Raw genomic sequence first — 24,856 nt, 5'->3', positions numbered from 1 at the left:
ACCGCACCCGGCCTGCTCTGGTCAGCCGAAGGCTACTTATTCCCGAGGCACTGCTTGATGATCTTGTCGGTGGCCGCGCGCGCCTTGTCGGCGTCGTCTTCGCTCATACCGAGCGTTTGCGGGTCCACGGCTTGGGAGTCGTGTTCTTCGTTGACCATGGCACGCAGACCTTCCTGCGAAATACCCTCGTCGACATAGAGTTTCGCCGCGCAATCGGCGAACGCCGGGTCCTGCAGGCCCTTGTCCTGCATCGACTTGGAGATATCCGCCGCGGTGACGGGCTCGGCTCCGGAGCCGCCGCCACAGGCAGCCAGCAGGGGCAGGGTGATGAAGGCCGCGGCGATCAGGGTGGTCCGCACCAGGTTCCTCTCTCGACTATGTCCGGTGGACCGCTGTCCACAAGCCATTTATGTAGCCGCAGTCACGCGGAAACTGCAAGCCGGGGCAGGGATCCTCAGCGGGCTCACAGGTCCAAGGCGGCGCGCAGAGCGGTGTCCAGCCGTTCCACGGTGTCGAGATCGATATCGCCGACCCGTTCGGTCAGCCAACCGCGATAGATGCGGCCGATGTTGCCTGCGTGCACCCAGCCGTGCTCGGGCAGGGCGACGGCGAGGATGTCCTGCGGGTCCTCGTCGAGCACCTCGGCCGCGACCAGCCAGGGGCGCGGCGATTCATTGATGCCGTCGCTGCTGATCAGCACAACCGTGCGGCGGCGCGGGGAACCGTGCGGGTGGTAGATCCACAGCTCACCCCTGCGCACGCATCGCCTCCTCGGCGGCCGCTAGTTCGGCGGCGTCGGCAGCCGCTTCGGCCGTCACCTCGGGGATGGTGCCGACACCGGTGCGCACCGCCTCCCGGCGGGCGGCCTTGGATATCCACGCCGAGGGTGACATCCCCGCGCGTGCGGCGGCCTGTTCGGCGTACGACCAGGCCGATGCGTCCAACGATAAAGTGACCTTGCGTGTTGCCATACCTTTTATCGTACCGTTCACCGCCCCCAGTTTCGGGGGATTGGCAGACCACAACTGACGGCCACCGCCTGCTGTTAATGTGAGCGGAATTCTGCACCGATCAGGAGAACGCCGATGACGATGTTGAACCAGCACCGCGAGGGCAGCGGCGAACCGCTGGTCCTGATCCACGGGGTAGGCAGCCGCTGGCAGGTCTGGCAGCCGGTGATCGAGCAATTGACCGACTCGTTCGAGATGATCGCGATCGACCTGCCCGGGTTCGGCGCTTCCGCCCCGCTCGACCGCACCACCGTCACCACCCTCACCGACGCGGTGGCCGATTTCCTCGCCGAACAGGGCATCGAACGCCCGCATATCGGCGGCAACTCCATGGGCGGCCTGATCACGCTGAACCTCGCCGCCCGCGGACTGGCCCGAACGGCAACCGCGTTTTCCCCCATCGGATTCTGGGACACCCCCGGCCGCGTCTGGTGCCAACGGTCGCTGAGCATTTCCCGGCGGCTCGCGCGGATGCTGCGCCCCACGCTGCCCGCCATCCTCGGCACCGCGGCAGGCCGCACCGCCTTCCTGAGCCTGGTCTTCGGCAAACCGTGGACGCTGGACACCCAGACCGCACTGGACACCGCTTACGGCGCCATCGACGCGCTCGGATTCGACCCGGCGCTGGCGTCGTTCACCGACACAACACTGCCCGACCCCACCGCACTGGCCGATCTGCCAGTCACCATCGCCTGGGGCAACCACGACATCCTGCTCACCTACGCCACCCAGAGCCGCCGGGCCGAGCAAGTGCTGCCGAACGCACGGCATACCGCGCTGCGCGGCAGCGGGCACACCCCGTTCTACGACGACCCAGACGGCTGCGCGCTACTGCTACGCGACCAGCTGCACGCGAACAGGTAGCGGGGGCGGGAGCCGGTCGGCGTCACGGGCAGTACGGTCGGCATCGCGGCGTCTCCAGCAATGACACAACGGCTCCGCGTCGATGCAGCTCCGCAGCGCCATATCAGCTCACGATGACTTGCCGCCAGGTAGCGCCGCACCGGCTCAGCTGCGAGAAGGAGGCGCCAGCAGCGACGCGGCGTCGGCGGTGCCCAGCAGAACCTGCACCGCGTTACGCCAGCGATGCTGAACAACACGGTTGCGTTCGTCGTCACCGGCCAGCAAGGTGCGCAGCGCCTGTCCGGTCATGATCTCGATCGTGAAGTCCGTGATCGTCGGGACCCGGGGGTCGTCAGGGAACTCCTGACGGAACGCGTCGCGAATACTGGTGTGCATCAGCTCGAACAGCCGGTTCTCCAACGGCAGGAACGCCATCCGCAGCTCCGGGTCGGTGCGTGCGCCCACCCAGATCTCGAGTGCGGCGACGAACGACGGGCCGCTGAGCATTTTCGCGGTCAGCTCGACCGCTGCGGTCAACCGGTCGATGTCCGGGGTGATGGCCTCGAATTCGCTGGTCAGCTGAGCCGATCGGCGTTGTGCCAGATGTTCGACGACACCGGCCAGCAGATCGGCTTTGGTGGGGAAATGATGTTGCAGTGTGCCGCGCGGGACGGCGGCACGCTGCTGTACGGCGAGCGTGGTCGTGCCCGCGTAGCCGACTTCGACCAGGCTCGCCACGGCGGCGTCCAGGAGCCGCGTGCGCATCCGTGCCCGGCGCTGCGCCTGCGTCTCCCTGACGCGTTCGGCCACGGCGGTCAGCGTCCCTGCCACTGGGGTTCACGCTTCTGCGCGAACGCCAGCGCACCCTCGGCGGCATCTTGGGAAATCAAGGCGGGCAAAGCGATTTCGCCCTGTTTGGCGAACGCCTCGGCGGCAGGCCAGTCCGGGGATTCGTCGATGATCCGTTTGCTCGCGGCCACGGCCAGCGGTGCGGCGGCAACGATTTCGGCCGCCAGCTCCAGCGCGACACCGAGCGCGTCGCCGGGTTCGGTGACCCGGTTGACCAACCCCAGCTGATACAGCCGGTCGGCGCTGATCCGCCCGCCGGTCAACGCGAGTTCGGCGGCCATACTGCGCGGCAGCCGCTGGGTCAGCCGCAATACGCCGCCGCCCGCGGCGACCAGGCCACGCTTCACCTCGGGGATCCCGAATCGGGCGTCGCGCGCGGCGACGATCAGATCACCGGAGAGCGCCAGCTCGAAACCACCGGCCAGTGCGAAACCCTCCACTGCCGAAATCATCGGTTTCACCGGCGGTTTGGCGGCGATGCCGAGCGGGCCGCGCTGCTGGGTCACCGGCATCTCCCCACGGGATGCGGCGATCAGATCCATTCCGGCGCTGAAGGTTGCGCCCGCGCCGGTGAGCACGAGCACGCGGGCGGTGTCGTCTTCTTCGAACGCGTCGATCGCGGCTTCGAGCGCCTGCGCGGTCGCCAGATCGATCGCGTTGCGGGCTTGCGGACGGTTGACGGTCAGGATGGTGATCGCGTCGCGCCGCTCGACCAGAAGCGTGTCGGTCATCAGGCTTTCCTCTCGCTGCTCAGGGTGATCCGGTCGACGGCGGTGATCTCGGCGCTCGCGCCGAGTGGGTCGCCGTCGGTGCATGCCGCGATGATGTCGGCGTCGGTCACCCGGACAAGTATGCGGGCACCCGCCGGGTTCAGGGCACTGATCACCACCGCTTCCGGCTCGTCGCCATCGCCGCTCTTGCGGTACGGGACCGTGAACGCTTCGACGGTGGCCGGACCGGTGTAGCCGGGGGCGGTCTCGCGGCGGTCTTCGACCGAATGGTGTTCGACAGCACGGAACAGCCGGGCGGGTGGCTCGGTGGAGTACACGCCGACACCGTGTTTGGTGATGTACCAGCCGAGCGAGGTGGTCAGGCCGTAGTCGCCAGGGTTGGCGCGCAGCCGCTCGGCCATGGTGGCGATGGCGTGGGTGGTGTAGTTGTTGCCCGGTCCGCCACCGAAGGTGAGGCCGCCGGTGACGGTGAGCGGCCGGTTCGGGTCGTCGATCGGCAGCCCCAGCGCTGCTGCACCGACCTGCACGGCTATCGGGAAGCAGGAGTAGAGGTCGATATGGGCGATGTCGTCGATGCCGACTCCGGCATCGACCAGCGCGGTACGCCCGGCCGCTGCGATCGCCGGGGATGCAGCCATATCGGCACGTTCGGAGACGAACCAGGTGTCGGTGGCGGTGGCGCCGCTGTGCGGGAACACCCACTGTTCCCGCGGTACGCCTGCCGCGTCGGCCGCGGCCGCGCTGCACAGGATCAGGCCCGCACCCTGATCGACGGTCAGATTGGCCACCAGCAGCTTCGGATAGGGGCTCGACACCATCCGGTTGTCCGGTGCAGGCGTGATGAGCTCCTCGACCGACCGTTGTGTGGGCAGCCACGCATGAGGATTGTTCGCCGCGACAGACGAGAACCGCGACCACAGCGTTCCGATCCGCCGCTGGTGTTCGGCGACGCCCAGACCCAGCTTGCCGCGCATGGCCGATTCCATCAGCGGATACATGTAGATCGGGCCCCATAGCCCGGCGGTGTTCTCCATCTCGGAGTTGGGTCCGCTGTCCGCGCCGAATATCTTGTCCGGCCGCACGTCGGCGGCCTGTTCCGGCCAATCCGGGGTGGCACCCGTCTTCTTCGCAGCATTGCGTGAGGCAACTGCCTCGGCACCGGCCAGCAGCGCGACATCGACGGTGCCGTCGGCGATCGCTCCGGCTACGGCGTTGAGCAGGCGCTGCGGCCCGTCGCCGCCGAACGGGGCCGACTGCCAGGTGCGTTTCGGTGATGTTCCGAGCTCGGCCGCGACCAGCGTGCCCAGGTCCGGGTACGTGCGGCTGACCGGGGCGATCGAGGCGACCAGGTCGGCCGCACGCAACAGCTTGTCACCTGTGCCGCTGTCTGCGCCTGCGCGGCGCAGCGCTTCGGCGGCCAGTTCGACCGGCCCGGGTAATCCGAGTTCGCCGTTGCGGTGCACGACTTGGCCGACGCCGACGAGCACCGGTGTTCGCGGGTCCATCCCGGCAGGCAGCATTGTTCCTCCGCATACGTCACACCCAGTTACCGTCAACATTGACGGTAACTTGAGTTCGATTAGAACAGAGTCCGGCCGCATGCACCAGACCCTCCTGGCTACAGATCAGCACACGGCGCATACGAAGGAGAAACCGCCTCAACAGAGGACATCCAACGAGGTCAGAAGCAAACAGACCATATTTTCTGTTTTCACTGCTAGCATTTGCGGACTATTTGCCAGCCAGTCGAGACGTGACGCGAGACACTCTCCGAAGGTCTGTCGGGTCCGTGTTCGAGCGTCGCGTTTCGGCATGACCCGGAGGGCCGACGGACTTGACCAAGACCGGATCCATCCTGTTGTCCGCGCTGGCGGGCGCGTCGGCTCTGCTGCTGACCGCCACCGCCCCCGCAACGGCGAACCCCAACGCCATCAATCCGATTCCCGTACTCAACGGCACCACCGGTCTCCCCAACCTGCCCGGTACGACCAAGGCCGTCTTCCAAGCAACCGGTATGGCCAGCCCCAACAACACCCACACCTATAATGTGCTCGGCACCGACCTGGGCATCATGTGGGACAACGGGCACGGCGAAATGCTCACCGCGTTCGGCGATACCGCCGGAATCGGCTTCCCCAACCTACTCGCGGGCAGCACCTGGGCCTGGCGCAGCAATATCCTGGTGCGCAGCCACACCCGCGATCCGTCCCATGGCATCTACTTCGACAGCGTGGTCCGCGATATCTTCGGTCAGGCCCGCGATCTGGTGCCGAGCCCCAAGATTCCGTTCCTGGAGATCAGCCGTATCCCGACCGCAGGAATCTCGGTGGGCGGCACCCAGTACATGAGCATGATGTCGGTGAAGACCTGGGACGATGTCGGCCAATGGACCACCAACTTCTCCGGCCTGGTCGCCTCCGGTGACAACGGCGAAACCTGGGCGGATCTCACGCACACCCGGCGCCCCAACGAGGGCGGTAATGCCAACTTCCAGATGAACGCCTTCCTCAAAGACGGCGGGTACGTCTACGTGTACGGAACCCCTTCGGGACGCAATCATCCGGCGCGGGTCGCCCGGGTACGCGAACACGCCATCACCGATCTCGCCGCCTACGAGTACTGGGACGGACGGACCTGGCGCTTGAACGATGCGAACGCGGCGGTGCCGATCATGCACGGCGTCGGGGAACTGTCGGTGATGTACAACGAATACCTCGGGCAGTTCGTCTCGCTCACCACCGATCCATGGAATTCGGTGGTGCTGCGCACCGCCCCCGCCCCGACCGGTCCGTGGAGCGCACCGCGGGTGCTGATCGATACCCGCGAACTGCCCACCGCCTACGCACCGTCGATCTTCCCGTATCAGACAGGCCGCGATCTGTATTTCCTGGTCACGGTGCACAGCCAGTACAACGTGATTCTGATGCGCACCCGGTTGTGAACCGAAGGCTTGACCTAAACAATTGTTTAGGTATAAGGCTGTTCCTGTCAGATCACCCAGACCCGGGAGGAACCATGCCGACCTCGTCCAGCACCATCGCCGAAACCGCTGTGCTCGATTGGCTGTGCGGTGCAGCCCATCCGGTGCACGCCACCGAACCGGACGCGACCGGAACCGATCTGAAGCCGCTGACCGACCGCCTCGCACCCGCGAAGGTGGTCGGTCTCGGCGAATCCACCAGGTTCTCCCGGCAGACCTACGGGGTCAGGGAACGCATCACCCGGACCCTGGTGGAAGAACACGGGTTCCGCGCATTGGCCATCCAGGACAGCGCGGCCGTCGGCGAGCGGATCAATGCGTATGTCCGCGCCGGAAAAGGCGACCCGCACACCATCCTGGCCGGAGCGTGGCGGCCGTGGCGCACCGAAGAGATGGTCACCACTCTGAAATGGCTCCGCGGCCACAACGAACGCCACCCCGACAGACAGGTCGAGGTGATCGGGGTGGCACCCCCCAGCGCGGAACCCGCCGACTACGACGCGATCCTGGACTACGTGCGCACCGCCGCGCCGCAACACCTGCCGCAGCTTCGGGCACATCTGGACCCGATCCGTACCGCACACCAGATCGACGAACATGTGCAACGACATCAGGGCATCCACCCGGGACGACCGTTCGCCGACGACGCCAGGGACGCACTCACACTGCTGTCGGCCCTGCCCGGCGACCCCGACGCGCACCGGGCGGCACTCGCGCACGCCGGGCGGATCGTGGCCTTCCATGAGAGCAGTGTCGCAGGTCAGGGCGGTTTCGCCCGGGATGAACGGCGGCTCGCCGAAATCATCATCGAGCACCACACCCGCACCGGAGCACGGATCGTGTTCTGGGACGGGACCGCCCACACGTCCGGCCTGCCCGTCGGCATGGGCGGCGACGAGTTCCTCGGTATCGGCAGCCATCTGCGCACGTATTTCGGGCCACGCTACCTCTCGGTGGCCATCGGATTCCACCACGGTGACCTCGGCGTGGTGACCGCCCCGGAACCGCGACCGGACCTGGTGGACGCGACGCTCGGGACCGTCGGCCTGTCCGCCTTCTATGTCGATCTGCGCGACGAAGCACCCGAGGACGTACACCGGTGGCGGCGCGGACCCGCGCGCGCCCGCGTCATCAGCGGTGTCTACGACCCGGCCGAGGACGACAAGGCGCATATCGAGCTGAACTCGCTGGCGGGTGCATTCGACATGCTCATCCACATCAGGAAGGCAACGGCGCTGCACTGGCTGCCGGAATTCGACGGGTAATAAGCGAGGGGATGTTCCGGACGCCGGCCGCGTCCATAGACTCGGGGTATGGACGCGGCCGAGTGGGACGCGCGGTACGCGCAGAGTGAATTGGTGTGGGGTGCTCCGCCCAACAGCACGGTGGTGCAGCATGTGCACGGATTGCACCGGCGGACACCGCTGTACCCGGACGCCGACGGGCAGCTACCGGAATCACCGCGTGCGCTGGACCTGGCCTGCGGCGAGGGACGCAACACCCTGTGGCTGGCCACGCACGGCTGGCAGGTGCACGCGGTGGATTTCTCGCAGGTCGGCATCGACAAGGCGCGCACCATCGCCTCCCGGCTGTCGCGTTCGGTGCGCGGACGAATCCACTGGCAATGTGCCGACGTCACCGATCTGCCCGGAGCCGGTATCACCGGCCCCTACGAGCTGGTGCTGATGGTGTTCCTGCATCTGCCCGCCCCGCAGCGCCGCGAGGTGGTCCGGCAGTCCGCCCGCCTGCTCTCCCCTGGCGGCACCCTGCTCGTCCTCGGCCACGACAGCAGCAACCTCACCGACGGCTACGGCGGTCCGCAGGACCCGGAGATTCTGTTCACCCCGGACGATATCGTCGCCGACCTCGGCTACGACTCGGATGTGACAATCCAAACCGCCGAACAGGTGCCCCGCGCAACCGAGGGTCCCGATGCCATCGACGCCCTGGTCATCGCGATGAAACCACCGAAACCAGACCCCTCCGAGTCGAGCGATTCACAAGGTATCTGAATCACGTCGACGGCCACGCTCGGCGCATGGGATTGTCTGAACCCTCGGCCGTACCGGCGGCCCCAGGATCCGCGGCACGGGCTTCCACCAGTCCCAGCTGGAACGCGGCGCGCGCAACGACGCACCGGGTGAGGGTGGCTGTACGCCTGGGTGTTGGTGCCCATACGGCTTTCGCTCTCGCTCACCCAGCCCAGCGCTCGAGCCACGAGCCCGTCGTTTCGGCGATGATGTCGAAACCTTTCCGGAACGAATGCGGTTGACCTGGGATGATGCGCACCTCGGCGGCATCGGCGGGGTCCGGGATGCCGAACGGGTCGCTCCCGCCGTTGACTACCACCACCTCGATCGGGTGCGCGGCGAGTAGTTCGTCGCGGCGGGAGCTTTCGGGTTTCCCGGGGGGATGCAGCGGAAACGACAGTGCGATGACGCCACGCGCCTGGAGCCGGGAGGCGGTGCGGCAGGCGACGCGAGCGCCGTTGCTGCGCCCGCCGAGGATCAGCGGCAACCCTGGGGCGACTTGTTCTCCTACGGTGGCGACGATGTCCAGCCACGCCGCGTCCTGGATAGTGGCCGAGCCGGGGGCGCGCCGTCCGGCTACCCGGTAGGGCTGCACTATGCGCGCGACCGCACCCCCGTGTTCCAGCGCGGTGTCGCGCACGGTGAGAATATCGGCCGCGTCGACGCCGCCGCCCGCACCGTGGGTGATCGCTAGCAGGAATCTCGGTTCGTCCGGTGTGTCGAGTTCGATGTCGGCCGGGCCGGCGCTGGTGGAGATCCGCACACGCCTCACCGTAACCAAGGTGTGACGTATAGCAGCTTGTCGGCAAACCTTCGTGTTCAACTCGTCACATTGAGCGGATTCATCTTTGCGGCTGCCTTACCGATCGGTAATATGTACACTAAGTTACCCGCGAGTAGCATGCGGTTGATCCGGTAAGGCTACCCGATGGCGACAACGGGCGGGAACGGCAACCAACCGACCGCACCAACTCAACGGAGAGTGAGTTACTGACATGGGTCATTACAAGAGCAACGTCCGCGACCTGGAGTTCAACCTCTTCGAGGTACTCGGCCTCGGCAACCTCCTCGACAGCGGTGCGTACGGCGATCTCGACACCGACACCGTCAAAGAGATGCTCAACGAGGTGCGCCGCCTGGCCGAAGGGCCGCTGGGTGAGTCGTTCGCCGACGCCGACCGCAACCCGCCGGTCTTCGACCCCGAGACCCACTCCGTCTCGCTGCCGGAATCGTTCAAGAAGAGCTACAAGACCCTCGAAGAGGGCGGTTGGGACAAGTTCTCGGTTGCCGAGGAACTAGGCGGCATTCCGGTTCCGCGCGCCGCCTACTGGGCCATCGCCGAACTGATCCTGGGCGCTCAGCCTGCCGCGTTCATGTACGCCGCTGGCCCCGGCTTCGCCAACATCTTCTACAACAACGCCACCGACGAGCAGAAGAAGTGGGCGCAGATCGCCGTCGAGCAGGGCTGGGGCGCCACCATGGTGCTGACCGAGCCCGACGCAGGCTCCGACGTGGGCGCAGGCCGCACCAAGGCCGTCAAACAGGAGGACGGCTCCTGGCATATCGAGGGCGTCAAGCGGTTCATCACCTCCGCCGACTCCGACGACCTGTTCCCCAACATCATGCACCTGGTGCTGGCCCGTCCCGAGGGCGCGGGACCGGGCACCAAGGGTCTGTCGCTGTTCTTCGTGCCGAAGTACCACTTCGATCCCGAGACCGGTGAACTCGGCGACCGCAACGGCGTTTTCGTCACCGGCGTCGAACACAAGATGGGTCTGAAGGTTTCGGCCACCTGCGAGGTCACCTTCGGCGGCCACGGTGTTCCTGCCCAGGGCTGGCTGGTCGGCGAGGTGCACGACGGCATCGCGCAGATGTTCGAGGTCATCGAGCACGCCCGCATGATGGTGGGCACCAAAGCCATCGCGACCCTGTCGACCGGTTACCTGAACGCGCTCGAGTACGCCAAGGAGCGCGTGCAGGGCGCCGACCTCACCCAGATGGCCGATAAGGCCGCCCCGCGCGTCACCATCACTCATCACCCGGACGTGCGGCGCAGCCTGGCGACCCAGAAGGCGTACGCGGAGGGGCTGCGCGCGGTATACCTCTACACTGCCGCTCACCAGAACGCCGATGTGGCCGAGCTGGTTTCCGGCGCCGACGCCGATACCGCCGCCCGGGTCAACGATCTGCTGCTGCCGATCGTCAAGGGTGTGGGATCGGAGCGGGCCTACCAGTACCTGACCGAATCGCTGCAGACCCTGGGCGGTTCCGGCTTCCTGCAGGACTACCCGATCGAGCAGTACATTCGCGACGCGAAGATCGACTCGCTGTACGAGGGCACCACCGCCATCCAGGCGCAGGACTTCTTCTTCCGCAAGATCGCCCGCGACCGCGGGGTGGCGCTGGGCCATGTGGCCGGGCAAATCCAGAAGTTCATCGATTCCGAGGCGGGCAACGGCCGGCTGAAGGGGGAGCGCAAGCTGCTGGCCACCGCGCTAGAGGATGTGCAGGCCATGGCCGCCACCCTCACCGGGCACCTGATGGGCGCCCAGGAACAGCCGAGCGAGCTGTACAAGGTCGGCCTGGGATCGGTGCGTTTCCTGCTCTCCGTCGGTGACCTGCTCATCGGCTGGCAGCTGCTGCGCGGCGCCGAAGTGGCCGGTGCGGCGCTGGACGCGGGCGCCGAGGGCGCCGACCGCGCGTTCTACCAGGGCAAGGTCGGTGTGGCGCAGTTCTTCGCACGCAATATCCTGCCCGAGCTGACCGCGACCCGCGCGATCCTGGCCAACCTGGACAACGACATCATGGAGCTCGACGAAGCAGCGTTCTGATGCGTTGACCTGTGCGCGATCTCCTGAAGCGGCCCGGACAATCCGGGCCGCTTCGTCGTGTCCGTGGCACAATCGCGGCAGATCGCGCAGGAGGGACCGTTGGCAATGAACCGTTCGCTGTCGGCAATCGCTCGAATCGGTGCTCTGGCAGCCGCATTGACGCTGGTGGCGACCGGCGCCGCTGTTGCGGACCCCAACAATGTGAACCCGATCCCCGGTTTCAACGGCCAACCGCGTGGGTTGCCCGCACTACCCGGCCCCACTCAGGCGATCTTCCAGGTCACTGGAATGGACAGCCCGAACCGCACCCATCAGGTCAATGTGCTCGGCACCGACCTCGGGGTGATGTGGGACGACGGCAACGGCACCCTGCTCACCGCTTTCGGCGACAGCGCCGGGCTGGGCATTCCGAACCTGCTCGCGGGCAGTGTGTGGGCCTGGACCAGCAACGTGATCTTCCGCAGCCACACCAAAGACCCGTCCCAGGGCATCTTTTTCGACAGTGTGGTGCCGAACCCGCTGCCCAGCCCGAAGATCCCCGGTATCGAGATCAGCCTGATCCCCACCGCGGGTATCGCGGTGGGCGGCGTGCAATACCTGAGCCTGATGTCGGTTCGTGGATGGGGCGACCACGGCAGATGGACCACCAACTTCGTCACTCTCGCCGCATCCGGTGACGGCGGGCAGACCTGGGCGCAGCTGCCGACCACGCGCCGCGCCAACGTCGACGGGCACGAGCGGTTTCAGCAGAACGCCTTCGTCAAGGAAGACGGTTACGTCTACCGCTATGGCACTCCCGCCGGGCGCAACAACCCCGGATTCATTTCGCGGGTGCAGGAATTCGATATCGCGAATATAGACGCCTACGAGTACTGGGACGGGACGGCCTGGAAACCAGGCGACGCCAAGGCAGCGGCGCCGATCGTCGAGGGTGTTGCGGAACTGTCCGTGCAGTGGAACGAGCACCTGGGCCAGTACGTCATGTTGACAACGGATCCGACGAATTCGGTGGTCATGCGGACCGCCGCAGCGCCGCAGGGGCCCTGGAGCCCGCCGCGGACGCTGGTCGACACCGCAGCGCTGCCTTCGGCCTACGCGCCGATGATCTTTCCGTATCAGACCGGTAGCGATCTGTACTTCCTGCTGACCGTCCATCACCAATACAACGTGCTGTTGATGCGCACCCCGCTATAAGACGTCGTTCTCACCTCGGGGACGAGACCACCTGACCTCGACCTCGGTCTTCGGCCCGATACCGTTACTCGGCCTGCGCGAGCCGCACGATGAGCGGCTCGGCCATTTTGAGCGTCACACTGGCTTTCGGTGCTATTTCCGCGGAATCCACCGGTTCCAGCCGGAAACGCTGCAAGATCATGACGATCGCCAGCTGCATCTCGGTCATCGCGAAGGTATTTCCGATACAGAGCCTGGGGCCCGTGCCGAACGGGAAGAAGGCTGGGGCTTCGCCGTTGATGCCGTCTTGTCCGGTGAAACGGTTCGGATCGAACCGGTCGGGCTGCTCCCAGAAATCGGGGTGACGATGCACCAGATAGTAGCTCCAGAAAAGCAGGGTTCCCGCGGGAATCCGGAAGCCGTCGATCTCGTCGTCTTCTTCGGCCTGCCGGAAATTCTGCCAGGCCGGTGCATACATCCGCAGCGTCTCCAGGATGACCTGCCGGGTGTAGGTGAGCGCCGGTACATCGTCCATGGTGGGCTGCCGATCGCCGAGTACCCGATCTACCTCCTCCCGGAGACGCTGCTCGACCTCGGGATGGCGACCGATCGAGTACCAGGCCCAGGCCAGCGTGTTCGCGCTGGTCTCATGTCCGGCGAACAGCATGGTGCGTACTTCGTCGCGCAGCTGCTCATCGTCCATGGATGCGCCGGTGTCGGCGTCGCGGGCCCGGACCATCAGCGACAGCAAGCTACCGCTGTCCGTACCGGCCAGGACTTCGCGGCGCTGCCGCTCGATCATGGTGTAAACGATTTCGTCCATGGTGGCGAGCGCCCGGCGAAACCTGCGATGCCCAAGGGTCGGCACAGACAGCGGGATCAGCGGAAACTGCATGTACGCGGCGAGTTCCCGGGTCGCGGTCGCCACAGCGCCGGTGAAGCGGCGGATCATCGCGTCTTCGGGATCCATGCCGAACAGCGCACGCACCACGATGCGCAGCGTGAGATCGCTCATCTCGTCGGTCAGGTCGAGGGTGCCGCCGCCCGCACGAACCGTCTCCCACCTGTCCATGGTGGTTGCGATGGTGTCGGCCATCGCCGCACCGAACTCGGTGATGTGCTTCCGGTGAAACGCCGGCTGGAGCAGACGACGCTGAGCCAGCCAACCAGGTCGGGCCGCAGTGGCCAGGCCGTTACCGAAAAAGTTGCGGGCCATATCGTGCGCGGGACCATGGCGGTCGTAGTTGCGTTGATGCTTCTTCAAGATGTGGTTTACATGGTCGGGATGATTGACCATGACGAACGGCATCCTGGGGATCTCGACCGTGGCGACATCCCCGTACTTGTCGACGGTAGCGGAGAGAAAAGCCAAGGGTGATCGCTGGAAGGCGAGCGCTGACCGCAACCCGCCGGGTGGACCAGGCGGACGCGCTCCCCTTCCCGGAGAAGTCGATGGTTTCGAAGAAGTATCCGTCATGGCCGTGTTCTCTCTGATTCGAGGTTTTCTCTGATTCGAGCGGCACCCCACCAAGGGCTCGCGTCCCGAACGAAGACGCATCTCGTATGCTCGGCAGTTCTACCGACGAACACAAGTAGGGAAAACCCCACTACAGTAAGCGTTCTCGGAGATACTCAGGTGCCGCGGCGAGCTCGATCAGCCACGGCACGTGCGGCCAGTTCGGTGCGCGATGCGACACCCAGCCTGGTGAACAACCGTGACAGATGTGCCTCTACGGTCTTCTCGCTCACATGCAGCTCTGTGGAGATCTGGCGGTTGGTCTTACCCAGAACCACTCGGTTGACAATCTCCCGCTGGCGCGAAGTGAGATCGGCGAAAACCGATACCGCCGGACATGGCTGCCTGCTGCGTCCCGGTTCCACCTCGAGTTCGTCCAGCACCCGCCGCACCCGCTCGACCAACGTGGCGGCGCCACAGTGGGTCGCCACCGACAGCGCCGCACCGAGTTCCCTTTCAGCAGTGGCGAAGTCACCGATACCGGACAGAATACGGCCGAGCAGCAACCGGGAACGGGCAGCTTCCACGAGGGTTCCGCTCTTCTCATACGCCGCGACCGCAACACGAGCCGAGACCGCCGCGTCGTTCACCTCGCCGCGGGCCAGTAGCAGCCGGGAACGGGCATATCGGGCGTCACCGATACGCATACGCATCATCGGCGCCGTCTCAGCGATGACCTCCAAATGCTCGACGACCTGCGCCGCCCGGTCCAGCCGGCCCAGCTCCACCTCGGCTTCGACCAGCCAACGCAACCAGTAGGGAAGTGATGTCGGCAGGATCTCGCCGAATTCGCGATAGCCGCCGACAGTGGTGATCTGCTCGCGACCATGTTCGTACTGGCCGTTCTCGATGAGCGCCGCCCCATAGGACAGGGAAGCATGCCAAGAACTCACACCGCGCGGTACCTGAGCGGCGATATTCACACTTCGAGCACCGACCGTGAGGGCTTGCCGAGTATGCCCCAGCAGGGACAACGCCCAGCACCGCGTCGCCTCGGTCATGGCGACCATCGGCGGATGGTCCAGCACCAGTGCGGTTTCGACGGCATTCTCCGCCTCTGCCAAAGCACGCTCTAGACTTCCCTGCACCAGAAGAGCCACCGCCTTCAGGTGTATCAGGTCTACGACATGCTGCCCGCGGCCGGTGCTGCGACACAGCTGGATACCCCGGTCGGCATGCTCCACTCCGACTGTCCAGCGTTCGAAGCAGACGTCGGCATACACCACATCCGCCAGCCCTCCCAGCAGGCCTGGCGCTACATCACAGTCGGTGAGCGTGTCCAGTGTTCGCGCCGACTCGTCGAGGTCGCTGAGTCCGTCATCCAACCTCGGGTTCAGCTGGGTGGTCGCCAGGTAGGCGCTGGCCGCGGTGGCCAGGAAATGCAGACGGCGGTCAGCTCTCGACCGCGCTGTGGTTTTCAATTCGGCGAGGATGGCCACGGCGCGGTCCCAAGCACCGAGCACCATGTGACTCTTCGCGAGCTCCAGCTTGTACGACGCGGCCTCGACACTGTCCGGCGGCGCCAGCATGAGGGCAGCCGTCAGCAACCGCTGACCTTCGGTGGTGTTGCCGAGTCCTTGTTCGGTCGCCGCGAGCATGACCAGCATGCGCGCGTGATCAGCCGGTGCCGCCGACGAGGCCAACTCGACCACTGCGCGAAGGACGTCTCGGCTCTCGCGGAGGCGACCGCAGGCGTTCAGCACCTCCGATAGCGCCATGACAAGGGTAAGTCTCTGCTCGGTCGCCGCATCTGCGGGAAGGAGACGCAAGGCCGCCCGGAACCAGCGGACGGCGGTGACCGGTGCGCGTGCCGCGGCGGCCGCCCCGGCCTCGGCCAGCACAGCGACCGCCGCCGGGTCGCCGATATCGCTGCTGTGCTCGATGTGATGCGCACGCAGCGATAAATCGGCCCCCCGTGCGGTGAGCACCTGCGCGGCGCGACGGTGTGCGGCGCGACGCCATCCATATCCGCTTCGCTCATAAACCGCGCGCCGGATGAGGGGATGCCGGAAGGACAGCCTGCCGAATGTCTTCGTCTCCTGAACCAACTGGGTGGCCACCAATTCGTCTGCTGTCGCGGCGATCTCGTCCTCGGCCAAACCTGCAATCAATACCGCCAGCCCCAGATCGAACGGCTCCCCAGCGACGGCGGCGGCATACAGCAATCGCCGGGACCGCGACGATAGCGCGCGGATCTCCTGATCCAATGCGCCCTGCACGACCGCGGGTACGCGGCCGCTGTCGCCGCCACCCGCCCGGTCGTCGACCGCATCGTGCGGCCCGCCCCGCGCCCATGCGAGCTCACGTACATAGAACGGATTCCCACCACAGTCGTGGTGCAGCTCGGCCAGCTCCTGCCCGCGCACCTGCCCCCCGAGTAGCTGCGCCGTCTCCGTCAGGGACAGCGGGCCGAGTCCCAGCGACGTGAGAATGCCCTCGTATGCGGCTCGGTTCAAGGCCGCGGCATGGACCTCGGGTAACTGCGCCGTGCGATGCGCCAGCAACAGCGCGCAGCGTGGCACGCCGCTGCGGAGGAGATGCGCGATGATCTCCAACGACGCGTGGTCGGCCCAATGCACATCGTCGAGCACTAGCACGACCGGTTGTTGTTCGGCCAAATACTGCAACGTCATTCGCACGCTATGGTGACATTGCTGCCGCTCGATCCATGTCGCGGCCGACAACGGGGCAGCCCACGTCCGCAGTGAGGGAAGGAACCGGCCGAGCTCCGCCAGATTCTTCGCGCCGAGCGCCCGCAACTGGCGGTCGGGAAGTGCGCCCAACGGCTGGTCCAGCGCGTCTACCAGCACCGAGTACGGAATCTCGCGCTCCAGCTCGGTGGCCCCGCCGGTCAGGATCCGAAAACCGAGCTCCTGTCCTGTCTTACACGCTTCTTGCAGGAGCCGGGTCTTCCCGATGCCCGGTTCGCCGGATACCGAGACCGCTGCCGTCCCACCGTCGGCGCATACTTTCAGTACCTCGCGGAGCGAGCGCATCTCCTCGATGCGTCCAACCAAGGGCCGGTTTTCCCCTCGTGCCAGCGCCCTCACGCGCATCTCCTCCAGCTACCTTCACGGGGACATGCCCGAACAAGACGCCATGACATGGTAGAAACCGCACCAATATGGGTCCGAAACCCATCATCAGCTCGAGAAACCTACCAAGACAAGAACAGCATGGGTTGCCGTTCGCGGGTTTCGCAGTATCGATTCAGGGCCGGTTCCGGGGACCTGTCATGGCGACCCGCTCTACCCGGCTGTCTATCCGGTGTAGCTGCGACTCGCCTTCTGCGCCTCCGGTTTTCGCTTCTTTCTCCGTGCGCAGCAACCCGGATTCATTTCGCGAATACTGGAGTGTTCGGCCACGAGGCGTCAGCGACTGAGACACTCGATGCAAGTACAGATGTACGTACACTCGTAGTTGCGGTTCCCTAGATCACGAGTCGAACGATGTGCCGTCGCGCGGCGACGGTACATCGAGGCACTCATGGCCGCGCGCGGACGCGGATTCGACCCAAAGGCAGTGAGGCGATGATCGAACAGCACCGGATCGGTAAGCATCTTCGGGCACACCACCCTGAGCCCGGGGTAGCCTGCCCCGAACCGACGCCGCGCTCCGGCCTCGCGAGAACACTGACCAGCGCGGCGCAGCCTGGCGCCGGACAGGTCAACAGTGCGAACATCCGGCTGCTACCCACCGCGCTAGAGGCACCGGACCGGCTGAGCGGGCGTTATCCAGGCGGCCGCATCGAACCCTCCGCCGACGAGCTGGCCGACCTGCAGAGCTTGACGCATCCTGCCGTCTACCAGACGCCCGCCACCTTCGATGTGATCGCCGCGAACACGGCGTTCCAGCGCTGGTTCCCCGGCACGCGTCCCGGGGTGAACCTGCTGGAATGGATGCTGCTAGAGCCCGCGGCGAAAAGGGTGTTTCCGGAATGGTTCACCGACGCGCGACGGCTCGTCGCCGCGTTCTGGGCACTGACCCGCGAGAGCGCCGACCAGCAACGGGTCGCCGAGATCGTCGCCACCTGCGAACGCGCCCCGGAATGGAACGAGCTCTGGGCGGCGATCGCGGCGGACGATATCGGCACCCCACGGATTGTGGTTCGTGACCCGGTCACGCGCCGCGTCCGCACCCTGGTCCCGCGGTTCTATTCGCCCGAATTCCCCGCTCGCCCCTGGTGGTTGTGCCGGCTGGTCCCCGACCCCCTTGCCCGCTGACCGATAGCGTTCGCTCGGCTCACTCGCACTTCACGATCGGAATCGGGTCGTATTTCACGGTACGCGTATTCCGGGAGATCTCCCGCCCGGTGGCGATATCGGTGATGACCCGGGTATCGCTGATCGTGAAGCCGGGTGCGCCCTCGGTGGCGATGCAATCATCGCCCTTGGGGAGGGTAATGGTTTTCGGCTCCGTCGGTTTGGTGCGTTCCCCGGTGATGGATTCGACCTCGACGGTTTTGGTGCCCCAGATCCGCACCGTCACTTCGGAACTGTCGGCGAACGCCTCGATATAGATGCCGTGCGGGGTGTTGTTGCGGAACTGCAGGTCGATCACGCCGTCGAAGACAGTGGCTTCCCTGGCCGCCGGGTACCGCGAAATGTAGTAGCTGTGCTCGGTATGGCCCGCATCCTCTAGCCCCGCGAAATAGGCGGCGTTGTAGAGGGTGGTGGCGAACTGACTGATACCGCCGCCGACCGCGGTGCTGGGGCGGCCGTGGTCGATGATGCCCGATTCCACGTAGCCTTCAGCGACACCGCGCGTACCGGTGTGCCCGTTCAGCGAGAACGTTTCACCGGGTTTGACCACTGCCCCGTTCACTTCCCTGGCCACGGTGCGGATGTTCACCCCCGACGGTCCGCTGAACCCGCTGGTGGTGAACTCGGCCATCGGTTCGGTGATGCCAAGCCCTTCGGCGGCCTCGGTGGTCAGCTTCGGCGGAATCTTGTCGTAGACGGCCTGCGCGGTGCGGTCCGGGGTGGGCGCGGCCAGGAGAGCGGGCAGTTGTTCCAGCGTTTTGGGCCAGTTGATCTTCTCGCCCACTACCGCGGGCACGACCGTCGCCACACCACCGGAAAGAGTGAAACTTGCGTCTTTCGGTTCGATCTCACTTTCCGCGAGCTGCGGCGCCAGCAGGTCGGTGGCGGCCTTGTGGTCGAACTGGACGGCGAGACCGCCCTTGCCGTCCGGCGCGAAGGAGACAATGGAGGCGATCTGCACCGGATCGAGGGTGGCGGTGACGCCGTCCTTACCGGTGAAGACCACCGGAGCGGCGACCGCGGGTTCGGCCACGGTGCGCAGCGCCTGGTCGATCGCTTCCGGGCGCACGGTGAGCGGTGCGGGCGTGACCGGGAGCTGCAACGAGTTCGCCGCCACCCAGCGCTCGATCAGCATGGATCGGGCCGTGGGCAGATCGAGCACCCGGCCCGGAACCGGGTCAACCGCGACAGGCGTCACGTCCACGAACACAACGGTGCCCTCGACGGTCGGCTGGTCGTGCACCCGCAGTTCGTCGAGCTGCCGGTCCAGCGCCGCGTCGTCGACGGTGCTGGCCACCGGGACGTTGCGGGTGCCGAACAGCGAGACCACCCGGGCAATCGGGTTGAGCGGCTGGCCGCCGATCCGCTCCCAGGTGCCATCCCAATCGATACCGAGCCCGGCCTCGCTCGGGACAACCGTGGTCCGCACATCCGCGATGCGCACCGGCAATTCCCGGTCGGCGCGGCCATCCAGTTCGGTGCGCAGCCGTGCGTCGGCGGCCGCGATGTCCATCCCACCGATATCGATCCCGGCGACCACCACCCCGCGCGGCACCTCGCCGGAGCTCATCGCCAGGTCGGCAACATAACCGAGCGCGGCCAAACCCAGCACCGCACCGGCTGCGATACCGGCGCGCCGGGCCAGCGGGGATTTCAGCTTCGCCAAGAATTCACCGCGCCCGGGCTCGGGCTGCGATCGGGAGATGGGCCTGCGCTCACCGGGCCGCCGCGGCGCGGGAGGACGCGGCGCCGCGTGGGGCTCGGAACCTCGCGTCCCGTGCTGCGCCCGTGGGGCGGTCATGGGCTCGGTCGGCGCGGTCCCACCCTGGTCGGCGAAGCCGTGAGGGAGGGCATGCTCCTGGGTGACGGCATCGGCGAACGCGGCCGTATCCGCGGGCTGCGCGTGCTGCCGAGCCGGATCGGCGGGGGCGCGCCGAGGCCGGGGTATGCGCGGCGGGGGCGGGGGATCGTTGGGGGTGTGTGATCGAGCGGCCTGGAGAAGCTGACGTAGACCGCCGTCGCCGTACTCGGCGCGGCCTGCCGCTCTCGCTCTGTCACCGCTTCCGGCGCTCGATTCGCCGCTCACGAACCGTCCTCCCCATTCGGAGTTCCATGGAGGACTCGCTCGGACTGCGAGCCTCCGCCAACGATAACGATCAGGGCCCGGTCTCGGCATTGCCGATCGCGTCACAGTGGGACCGGGCCGGGGCATGCTGAGGCTCCGCGCAGTTGCCGGGTCGGGGGTCAGGCAACTACACGGAGCCAATCTGTCTATCGGCGCCGCGTGCGGGGCGTTACACATCGGGTATAGCGATCGTGAACGAAACACCAACGGGGCCCGATAGGAACGGAAAGTGAGACGGTATGCAGCTGGGGATGATCGGTCTCGGCCGGATGGGCAGCAATATCGTGCGTCGCGTTGTCGCCGATGGGCACACCGCGGTCGGCTACGAACGTCGCGGCGCCCTCATCGACGACCTGTCCACCGAGCTCGGTGAACGGTTCACCGGCAGCACCGACCTGGCCGAATTCGTGGCCGCGCTGCACACCCCCAGGGTGGTGTGGGTGATGATCCCGGCGGGCGTGACCGGCGCGGTGATCGACGAGGTCGCCGAACTGCTCGAACCAGGCGATATCGTCATCGACGGCGGCAACAGCCGCTACCACCAGGATCTGGAGCGGGCCGAAAAGCTCACCCCGCTAGGCATCCACTATGTGGATATCGGCACCTCCGGCGGGGTATTCGGGCGCACCCGCGGTTTCTGTCTGATGATCGGCGGCGAGACCGAACAGGTGGCCTACCTGGACCCGCTGCTACGGTCCATCGCCCCCGGCGTAGACGCCGCCCCGCGCACCCCGGGCCGCACCGGAGAACCCACTCAGGCTGAATACGGCTACCTGCACTGCGGCCCGGCCGGCGCGGGCCATTTCGTGAAGATGGTGCACAACGGCATCGAATACGGCGCGATGGCCGCCTACGCCGAGGGACTGAACATCCTGCACAAAGCCGATTACGGCGCCCGCCACAGCGGCGGAACCTCGGCCGAGCAGACCCCGCTGGAGCACCCCGAGTACTACCGCTACGACATCGACATCCCCGAGGTCACCGAGGTGTGGCGGCGCGGCTCGGTAGTCGCCTCCTGGCTGCTGGACCTCACCGCCGAAGCCCTGCACGCCGACCCGAACCTGGACACCTTCGACGGCCGAGTCTCCGACTCCGGGGAAGGCCGCTGGACCCTCGACGCCGCCGTCGATATCGGCGTCCCAGCCCCCATGCTGTCGGCCGCCCTGTTCCAGCGCTTCTCCTCCCGCGGCGAATCCCGGTACGCCGATCAACTCCTGTCTGCGATGCGTAAAGCATTCGGCGGGCACGACGAACTGCCGGACGGGTAATCAAGTCAGTCGAAGCCGGCGTCGAGCCAGTCGAGGGTTTGCATGCCGAACACGTCGGTGCCCCAGCCGTACAGGTTGGTGATCATGCGGACCATGCTGCAATCCGACGGGGCGTAGGTGACGTCGACGCCTTGCGCTCGGTATATGGCGGCGAGCTCGCGGGAATCTTGGGCGGGAACCAGCGACATCAACGAATCGTCGCGGGCGCAGGACGTGATGAGCACCTTGGATTCCGGGGTGCCGGAGCGGCCGAGGATATTGTCCTCGTAGGCATGCTGGAACGCCGGTTCGTCTGCCGGGTTGAGACCCGACTCGAACAGGACGTTCATCGGGACGAACGGCATGGTGAAATAGGCCGGGGTCTGGCATTGGGTGCGGAAGAAGTCGGCGATCACCTTACCGACCGGGGTCAGTTTCTCGTCGATCTTCATCTCCGGGTACCAAGGCTCCAGCCCGAGCAGGGTGGCCAAGACGAAACCCGAGCCGACCGAGCCGTCGGCGACGCGCATGAAGTTCTTCGGTTCGACCACCATGCCCTGCAAAACGGTCGATTTCACGTTCAGCTCCGGCGCGTATTCGGGCTGCATCTCGGCCGCAAAACCCGCCCCGACGCCGCCGCCCGCGATACCGAACAGCGCGATCTGCGCGTCCGGGTCCAGCCCGGCGTCGCGGAAGTTCCGTGCCGCGCGGGCACCGTCGAGTTGGGCGTGCGCGGCGAACTTGCCTGCGAAAATACCGTGCGGCCTGCGGTCGGCGTCGTTGCCGACATCGGAGATCATCACCGCGTACCCCCTGCCGAACATCTGCGCCAGCGGGCCGAGCGCCGACCAGGATGCGCCGTCGAGCGGGTCGCCGCCGGTCCACTGGGTGCTGGGGTGGCATTTCGCGCCGACGCTGTCGTTGGCCTCCTGGTAGGAGATCAGCTTCCGCTGCGAATTCGGCTTGCCGTCGACCGGGATCATCAGAATGCCAGTGCTGATGACGGGCTGCTTCCCGTCGTTGCCGGTGGTGACATACATGAGCTTGTAGGCGTCCAGGTTCGCTGGTTTCACGCCCCAGAACATCACGTCGACCTTCTTGGCCTTCAGTACGTCCCCCGGGCGTTCGTTCCCGGTCAGCGGCGGTTCCTGATAGAAGGGGTCATCGGCCATTAGCGCCTGGAACAGCTCCTGCGGGGAGGCGAGGGTGGCGCCCTGCAGGGTGCCGACCACGTAACCGTTGAACACCTCGCCCAGTCCCGGGGTGCGCATCGGGACGGGCGGGGGCGGGGGCTCCGGCGCGGGTTGGGCGGTGACGACGACGCTTGTCGCAGTGAACAGGGTCATCGCGATACCGAACGTCACGAGTAGCCGTCCGGCTGCCCGCTGACGTAGCCCGGTCTTTCCTGACTGTTTCCCGACCTGGTGTGTGCGCATATCAGTTCACCGCCAGTTCCGCGTCGACCGGTGTCACCTGCAATTGCCGGATCGCCGAATTCAACAGCTGCGGGATGTTCAGCAGCGGCCGGTGCGTTTCCAGCTGCACCTCGTACGGGGTGCGCAGGACGGCCTCCAGAGCAGGCCAGTTGTGCTCCACCTGGTATTTGTATTTCGGTAGCAGTTCGGTGGTGATGTAGTCCCACCGTTCGTCGAGAACCGACCAGTTCCAATGGGGTAGCGGCAGGGTCAGCAGCGCAGGCCGGCCGTCGGCCATGGTGAACGGCACCTGGATCGGCCGGAACGCCCGCGGCGGGACGACCCCGGCCACTGACGGTGAACCGACCGTGCCGCTGAGGTAGGTGACGGCCTCACCGATCGAGCCCTTATAGGCGCGTACCTGGTTCCACTGGTCGCCGATGGCCCAGTCCTGCTCCCGCCGCAGCAGAGCGGCGTTACCGCTCGCGACCCGATCGCGGTCACCGGAGGCGATATCCCGCCAGGCCTGCGCGATCTGCGCGTCGATCAGCCCCGCCGCCTCGAATTCGGCCACGGCGGGAAAGCCGCCGGTGACGTAGGCGATATGCATGGGCATGAGGTCGGAGAAGATGTTCTTCTGCATCACCAGGATCATCCCGACGATGTAGTCCAGGTCCTGGGGGGTTATCCGCGGCCCGGCCTCGGCCAGGGCGTGCAGCCCGCGCGGTAGCAGAGCCAGCGCCTGCGGGCCCGCGGTCTGTTCGACGGCGGCGATCACACCGCGTGCGGATTCGGAGATCCCGGGCAGCCCGTAGATATCGCCGAGCAGTTCGAAGTCGAGCAGTCCCCCACCGAAATCGGCGCCGACCTGGCCTGCCATACCGGCCCACTGCAGTTCCCGATGCGTCAGCTGCAGATCTTCGTACAGGCGATACGACCCGATCAGGTTGTCGCGATTGGCCTGCACCCCGGCGCGCGGATCCCAGGATCGAAGATCGATCCCGGCCCGGTTGGTTGCTTCGACCAACCAGTACTGCTGCAGCAGCGCGGCATACCTGAACGGTGCGATGCCCCGGTCGCGGGCCTGATCCAGCAGTTCGCGCAATCGTGCCGCATCGTAGGGCAGGTCCGGGTGCACGCCGCCCGGCCCGTTCGCGGCATCCCGGTTCACCAGCGGCACATCCAGGTAGCGATCCAGGTCGTTCGCCCCCGCACGACCCCCCGTTGCGAACCCCAGGCCGACCGCGACCAGCAGCACTACGGCAGCATGCACCGATACACCGATTCGCATCAGCTGTCAGCCCTTCCACTCGGATGTTCGATTCGCCCTACAACTTCACGCACTTCGTGACGCCGGCGGACAAACCACCGACCAGGACATTCCGAACCACAACCGGGCAGCCGATCACATCGGCAGAACGCCCGGCCCAAGCCAGACGAGCAGGTAAAAAAACGGCCGAACATAACATCCACTCAGCCATGCGGGCGGTACCGGCCGCAACCGGATACCGCCTGAGCGCATAGCCGAGCAAAACGCGGATACGCCCTGCCTACCCCTGAATTCGGAAGAGAATCAGCACCCCGGCATCACGACGACACCTCGGCGGTCGCGGCACAGATAGGCGACCAGCACCTGCCTGGATCCCGCCCACAACCCCCGACCGACCCGCCCGGTTTGCGATCCCGCTCGCGTTCCAGCGACCGCTGCGCACGCGCACACCCTCCCAAAGCTGCCCTGAACCAACCGCCCCTACCCACACCCAAACCAACCCCGCCCGGTTTGCGGCCCGGCTCGCGTTTCAGCCCTCGCAGCGCACGCGCCGAAGGCGCAAGTCGCGAGGGCT

The 24,856-nt window shown here is 66.3% G+C and carries 21 protein-coding genes; 9 read left to right on the top strand and 12 right to left on the bottom strand.

Annotated elements, in window-relative coordinates; translation table 11 throughout:
• Positions 1–32 precede the first annotated feature (32 nt).
• From B0T44_RS11750 to B0T44_RS11740, 3 genes are all read right to left on the bottom strand, one after another.
• A complete protein-coding gene (locus B0T44_RS11750) occupies positions 33–359 on the bottom strand; it encodes a hypothetical protein (RefSeq protein WP_077115504.1) in 327 nt (108 codons plus the stop codon).
• A 104-nt stretch (positions 360–463) separates the two neighbouring features.
• Complete coding sequence (locus tag B0T44_RS11745; RefSeq protein WP_077115503.1) at positions 464–760, bottom strand: hypothetical protein; 297 nt, start codon at positions 758–760, stop codon at positions 464–466.
• The gene (locus tag B0T44_RS11740; protein WP_077115502.1) at positions 747–971 is read right to left on the bottom strand and encodes a hypothetical protein; all 225 of its coding nucleotides are present in this window, start codon (positions 969–971) and stop codon (positions 747–749) included. The genes B0T44_RS11745 and B0T44_RS11740 overlap by 14 nt, the downstream gene beginning before the upstream one ends.
• Before the next feature lie 114 nt (positions 972–1,085).
• On the opposite strand from B0T44_RS11740, the gene B0T44_RS11735 reads away from it, so the two are divergent.
• Entirely contained in the window at positions 1,086–1,874 is a 789-nt protein-coding gene (locus tag B0T44_RS11735; RefSeq protein ID WP_077115501.1) for an alpha/beta fold hydrolase, read from the top strand.
• Positions 1,875–2,018: 144 nt separating this feature from the next.
• On the opposite strand, the gene B0T44_RS11730 is transcribed toward B0T44_RS11735, so the two are convergent.
• The 3 genes from B0T44_RS11730 to B0T44_RS11720 are packed head-to-tail and all read right to left on the bottom strand — an operon-like array spanning position 2,019 to position 4,953.
• Positions 2,019–2,663, bottom strand: a complete 645-nt coding sequence (locus B0T44_RS11730; RefSeq protein ID WP_245839543.1) for a TetR/AcrR family transcriptional regulator — start codon at positions 2,661–2,663, stop codon at positions 2,019–2,021.
• A 5-nt stretch (positions 2,664–2,668) separates the two neighbouring features.
• Positions 2,669–3,433: a crotonase/enoyl-CoA hydratase family protein gene (locus B0T44_RS11725; RefSeq protein WP_077115500.1), complete on the bottom strand. Its 765-nt coding sequence runs from the start codon at positions 3,431–3,433 to the stop codon at positions 2,669–2,671.
• On the bottom strand, positions 3,433–4,953 hold the full coding sequence (locus B0T44_RS11720; protein WP_077115499.1) for an acetyl-CoA acetyltransferase: 1,521 nt from the start codon (positions 4,951–4,953) through the stop codon (positions 3,433–3,435). Before B0T44_RS11720 ends, B0T44_RS11725 begins: the two co-directional genes overlap by 1 nt.
• A 314-nt stretch (positions 4,954–5,267) precedes the next feature.
• Here B0T44_RS11720 and B0T44_RS11715 point away from each other — a divergent pair, with 314 nt between their 5' ends.
• The 3 genes from B0T44_RS11715 to B0T44_RS11705 all read left to right on the top strand — a co-directional run bounded on the left by B0T44_RS11715 (position 5,268) and on the right by B0T44_RS11705 (position 8,425).
• On the top strand, positions 5,268–6,374 hold the full coding sequence (locus B0T44_RS11715) for a glycoside hydrolase family 183 protein (RefSeq protein ID WP_077115498.1): 1,107 nt from the start codon (positions 5,268–5,270) through the stop codon (positions 6,372–6,374).
• A gap of 74 nt (positions 6,375–6,448) precedes the next feature.
• The gene (locus B0T44_RS11710) at positions 6,449–7,678 is read left to right on the top strand and encodes an erythromycin esterase family protein (protein WP_077115497.1); all 1,230 of its coding nucleotides are present in this window, start codon (positions 6,449–6,451) and stop codon (positions 7,676–7,678) included.
• A 48-nt stretch (positions 7,679–7,726) separates the two neighbouring features.
• Positions 7,727–8,425, top strand: coding sequence for a class I SAM-dependent methyltransferase (locus B0T44_RS11705; protein ID WP_077115496.1), 699 nt, complete (start codon positions 7,727–7,729; stop codon positions 8,423–8,425).
• A gap of 181 nt (positions 8,426–8,606) precedes the next feature.
• On the opposite strand, the gene B0T44_RS11700 is transcribed toward B0T44_RS11705, so the two are convergent.
• Positions 8,607–9,206, bottom strand: a complete 600-nt coding sequence (locus B0T44_RS11700; protein WP_077115495.1) for an alpha/beta hydrolase family protein — start codon at positions 9,204–9,206, stop codon at positions 8,607–8,609.
• A 232-nt stretch (positions 9,207–9,438) separates the two neighbouring features.
• Between B0T44_RS11700 and B0T44_RS11695 the strand changes: the two genes are divergently transcribed.
• Together B0T44_RS11695 and B0T44_RS11690 are read left to right on the top strand one after the other, a co-directional pair.
• A complete protein-coding gene (locus B0T44_RS11695) occupies positions 9,439–11,274 on the top strand; it encodes an acyl-CoA dehydrogenase (protein ID WP_077115494.1) in 1,836 nt (611 codons plus the stop codon).
• A gap of 105 nt (positions 11,275–11,379) precedes the next feature.
• The gene (locus B0T44_RS11690; RefSeq protein ID WP_077115687.1) at positions 11,380–12,468 is read left to right on the top strand and encodes a glycoside hydrolase family 183 protein; all 1,089 of its coding nucleotides are present in this window, start codon (positions 11,380–11,382) and stop codon (positions 12,466–12,468) included.
• A gap of 64 nt (positions 12,469–12,532) precedes the next feature.
• Here B0T44_RS11690 and B0T44_RS11685 read toward each other — a convergent pair whose 3' ends face one another.
• Positions 12,533–13,819, bottom strand: a complete 1,287-nt coding sequence (locus tag B0T44_RS11685; protein ID WP_175647961.1) for a cytochrome P450 — start codon at positions 13,817–13,819, stop codon at positions 12,533–12,535.
• 260 nt (positions 13,820–14,079) lie between these two features.
• Positions 14,080–17,013 (bottom strand): helix-turn-helix transcriptional regulator, encoded by a 2,934-nt coding sequence (locus B0T44_RS11680; RefSeq protein ID WP_175647960.1) that lies wholly within the window; start codon positions 17,011–17,013, stop codon positions 14,080–14,082.
• Between the two features lie 480 nt (positions 17,014–17,493).
• Between B0T44_RS11680 and B0T44_RS11675 the strand changes: the two genes are divergently transcribed.
• On the top strand, positions 17,494–18,186 hold the full coding sequence (locus B0T44_RS11675; protein WP_077115491.1) for an MmyB family transcriptional regulator: 693 nt from the start codon (positions 17,494–17,496) through the stop codon (positions 18,184–18,186).
• A 19-nt stretch (positions 18,187–18,205) separates the two neighbouring features.
• Here B0T44_RS11675 and B0T44_RS11670 read toward each other — a convergent pair whose 3' ends face one another.
• Positions 18,206–19,891 carry a VanW family protein gene (locus B0T44_RS11670; protein ID WP_245839545.1) on the bottom strand — a complete coding sequence of 562 codons (1,686 nt, stop codon included), beginning with the start codon at positions 19,889–19,891 and terminating at the stop codon, positions 18,206–18,208.
• 87 nt (positions 19,892–19,978) lie between these two features.
• On the opposite strand from B0T44_RS11670, the gene B0T44_RS28005 reads away from it, so the two are divergent.
• Positions 19,979–20,209 (top strand): hypothetical protein, encoded by a 231-nt coding sequence (locus B0T44_RS28005; RefSeq protein WP_254893676.1) that lies wholly within the window; start codon positions 19,979–19,981, stop codon positions 20,207–20,209.
• Positions 20,210–20,589: 380 nt separating this feature from the next.
• Positions 20,590–21,618 (top strand): phosphogluconate dehydrogenase (NAD(+)-dependent, decarboxylating), encoded by a 1,029-nt coding sequence (gene gnd, locus B0T44_RS11665; protein ID WP_077115489.1) that lies wholly within the window; start codon positions 20,590–20,592, stop codon positions 21,616–21,618.
• A 5-nt stretch (positions 21,619–21,623) separates the two neighbouring features.
• Here the strand turns inward: gnd and B0T44_RS11660 are convergent, their stop codons facing one another.
• Positions 21,624–22,943: a lipase family protein gene (locus B0T44_RS11660; RefSeq protein ID WP_077115686.1), complete on the bottom strand. Its 1,320-nt coding sequence runs from the start codon at positions 22,941–22,943 to the stop codon at positions 21,624–21,626.
• A 91-nt stretch (positions 22,944–23,034) separates the two neighbouring features.
• Positions 23,035–24,303, bottom strand: a complete 1,269-nt coding sequence (locus B0T44_RS11655) for a hypothetical protein (RefSeq protein ID WP_077115488.1) — start codon at positions 24,301–24,303, stop codon at positions 23,035–23,037.
• Positions 24,304–24,856: the final 553 nt, after the last annotated feature.

Source organism: Nocardia donostiensis (assembly GCF_002081715.1).
GTDB lineage: Bacteria > Actinomycetota > Actinomycetes > Mycobacteriales > Mycobacteriaceae > Nocardia > Nocardia donostiensis.
Note: the sequence above shows the minus strand (reverse complement) of the source record. Positions and strands in the feature narration are given on the sequence as shown.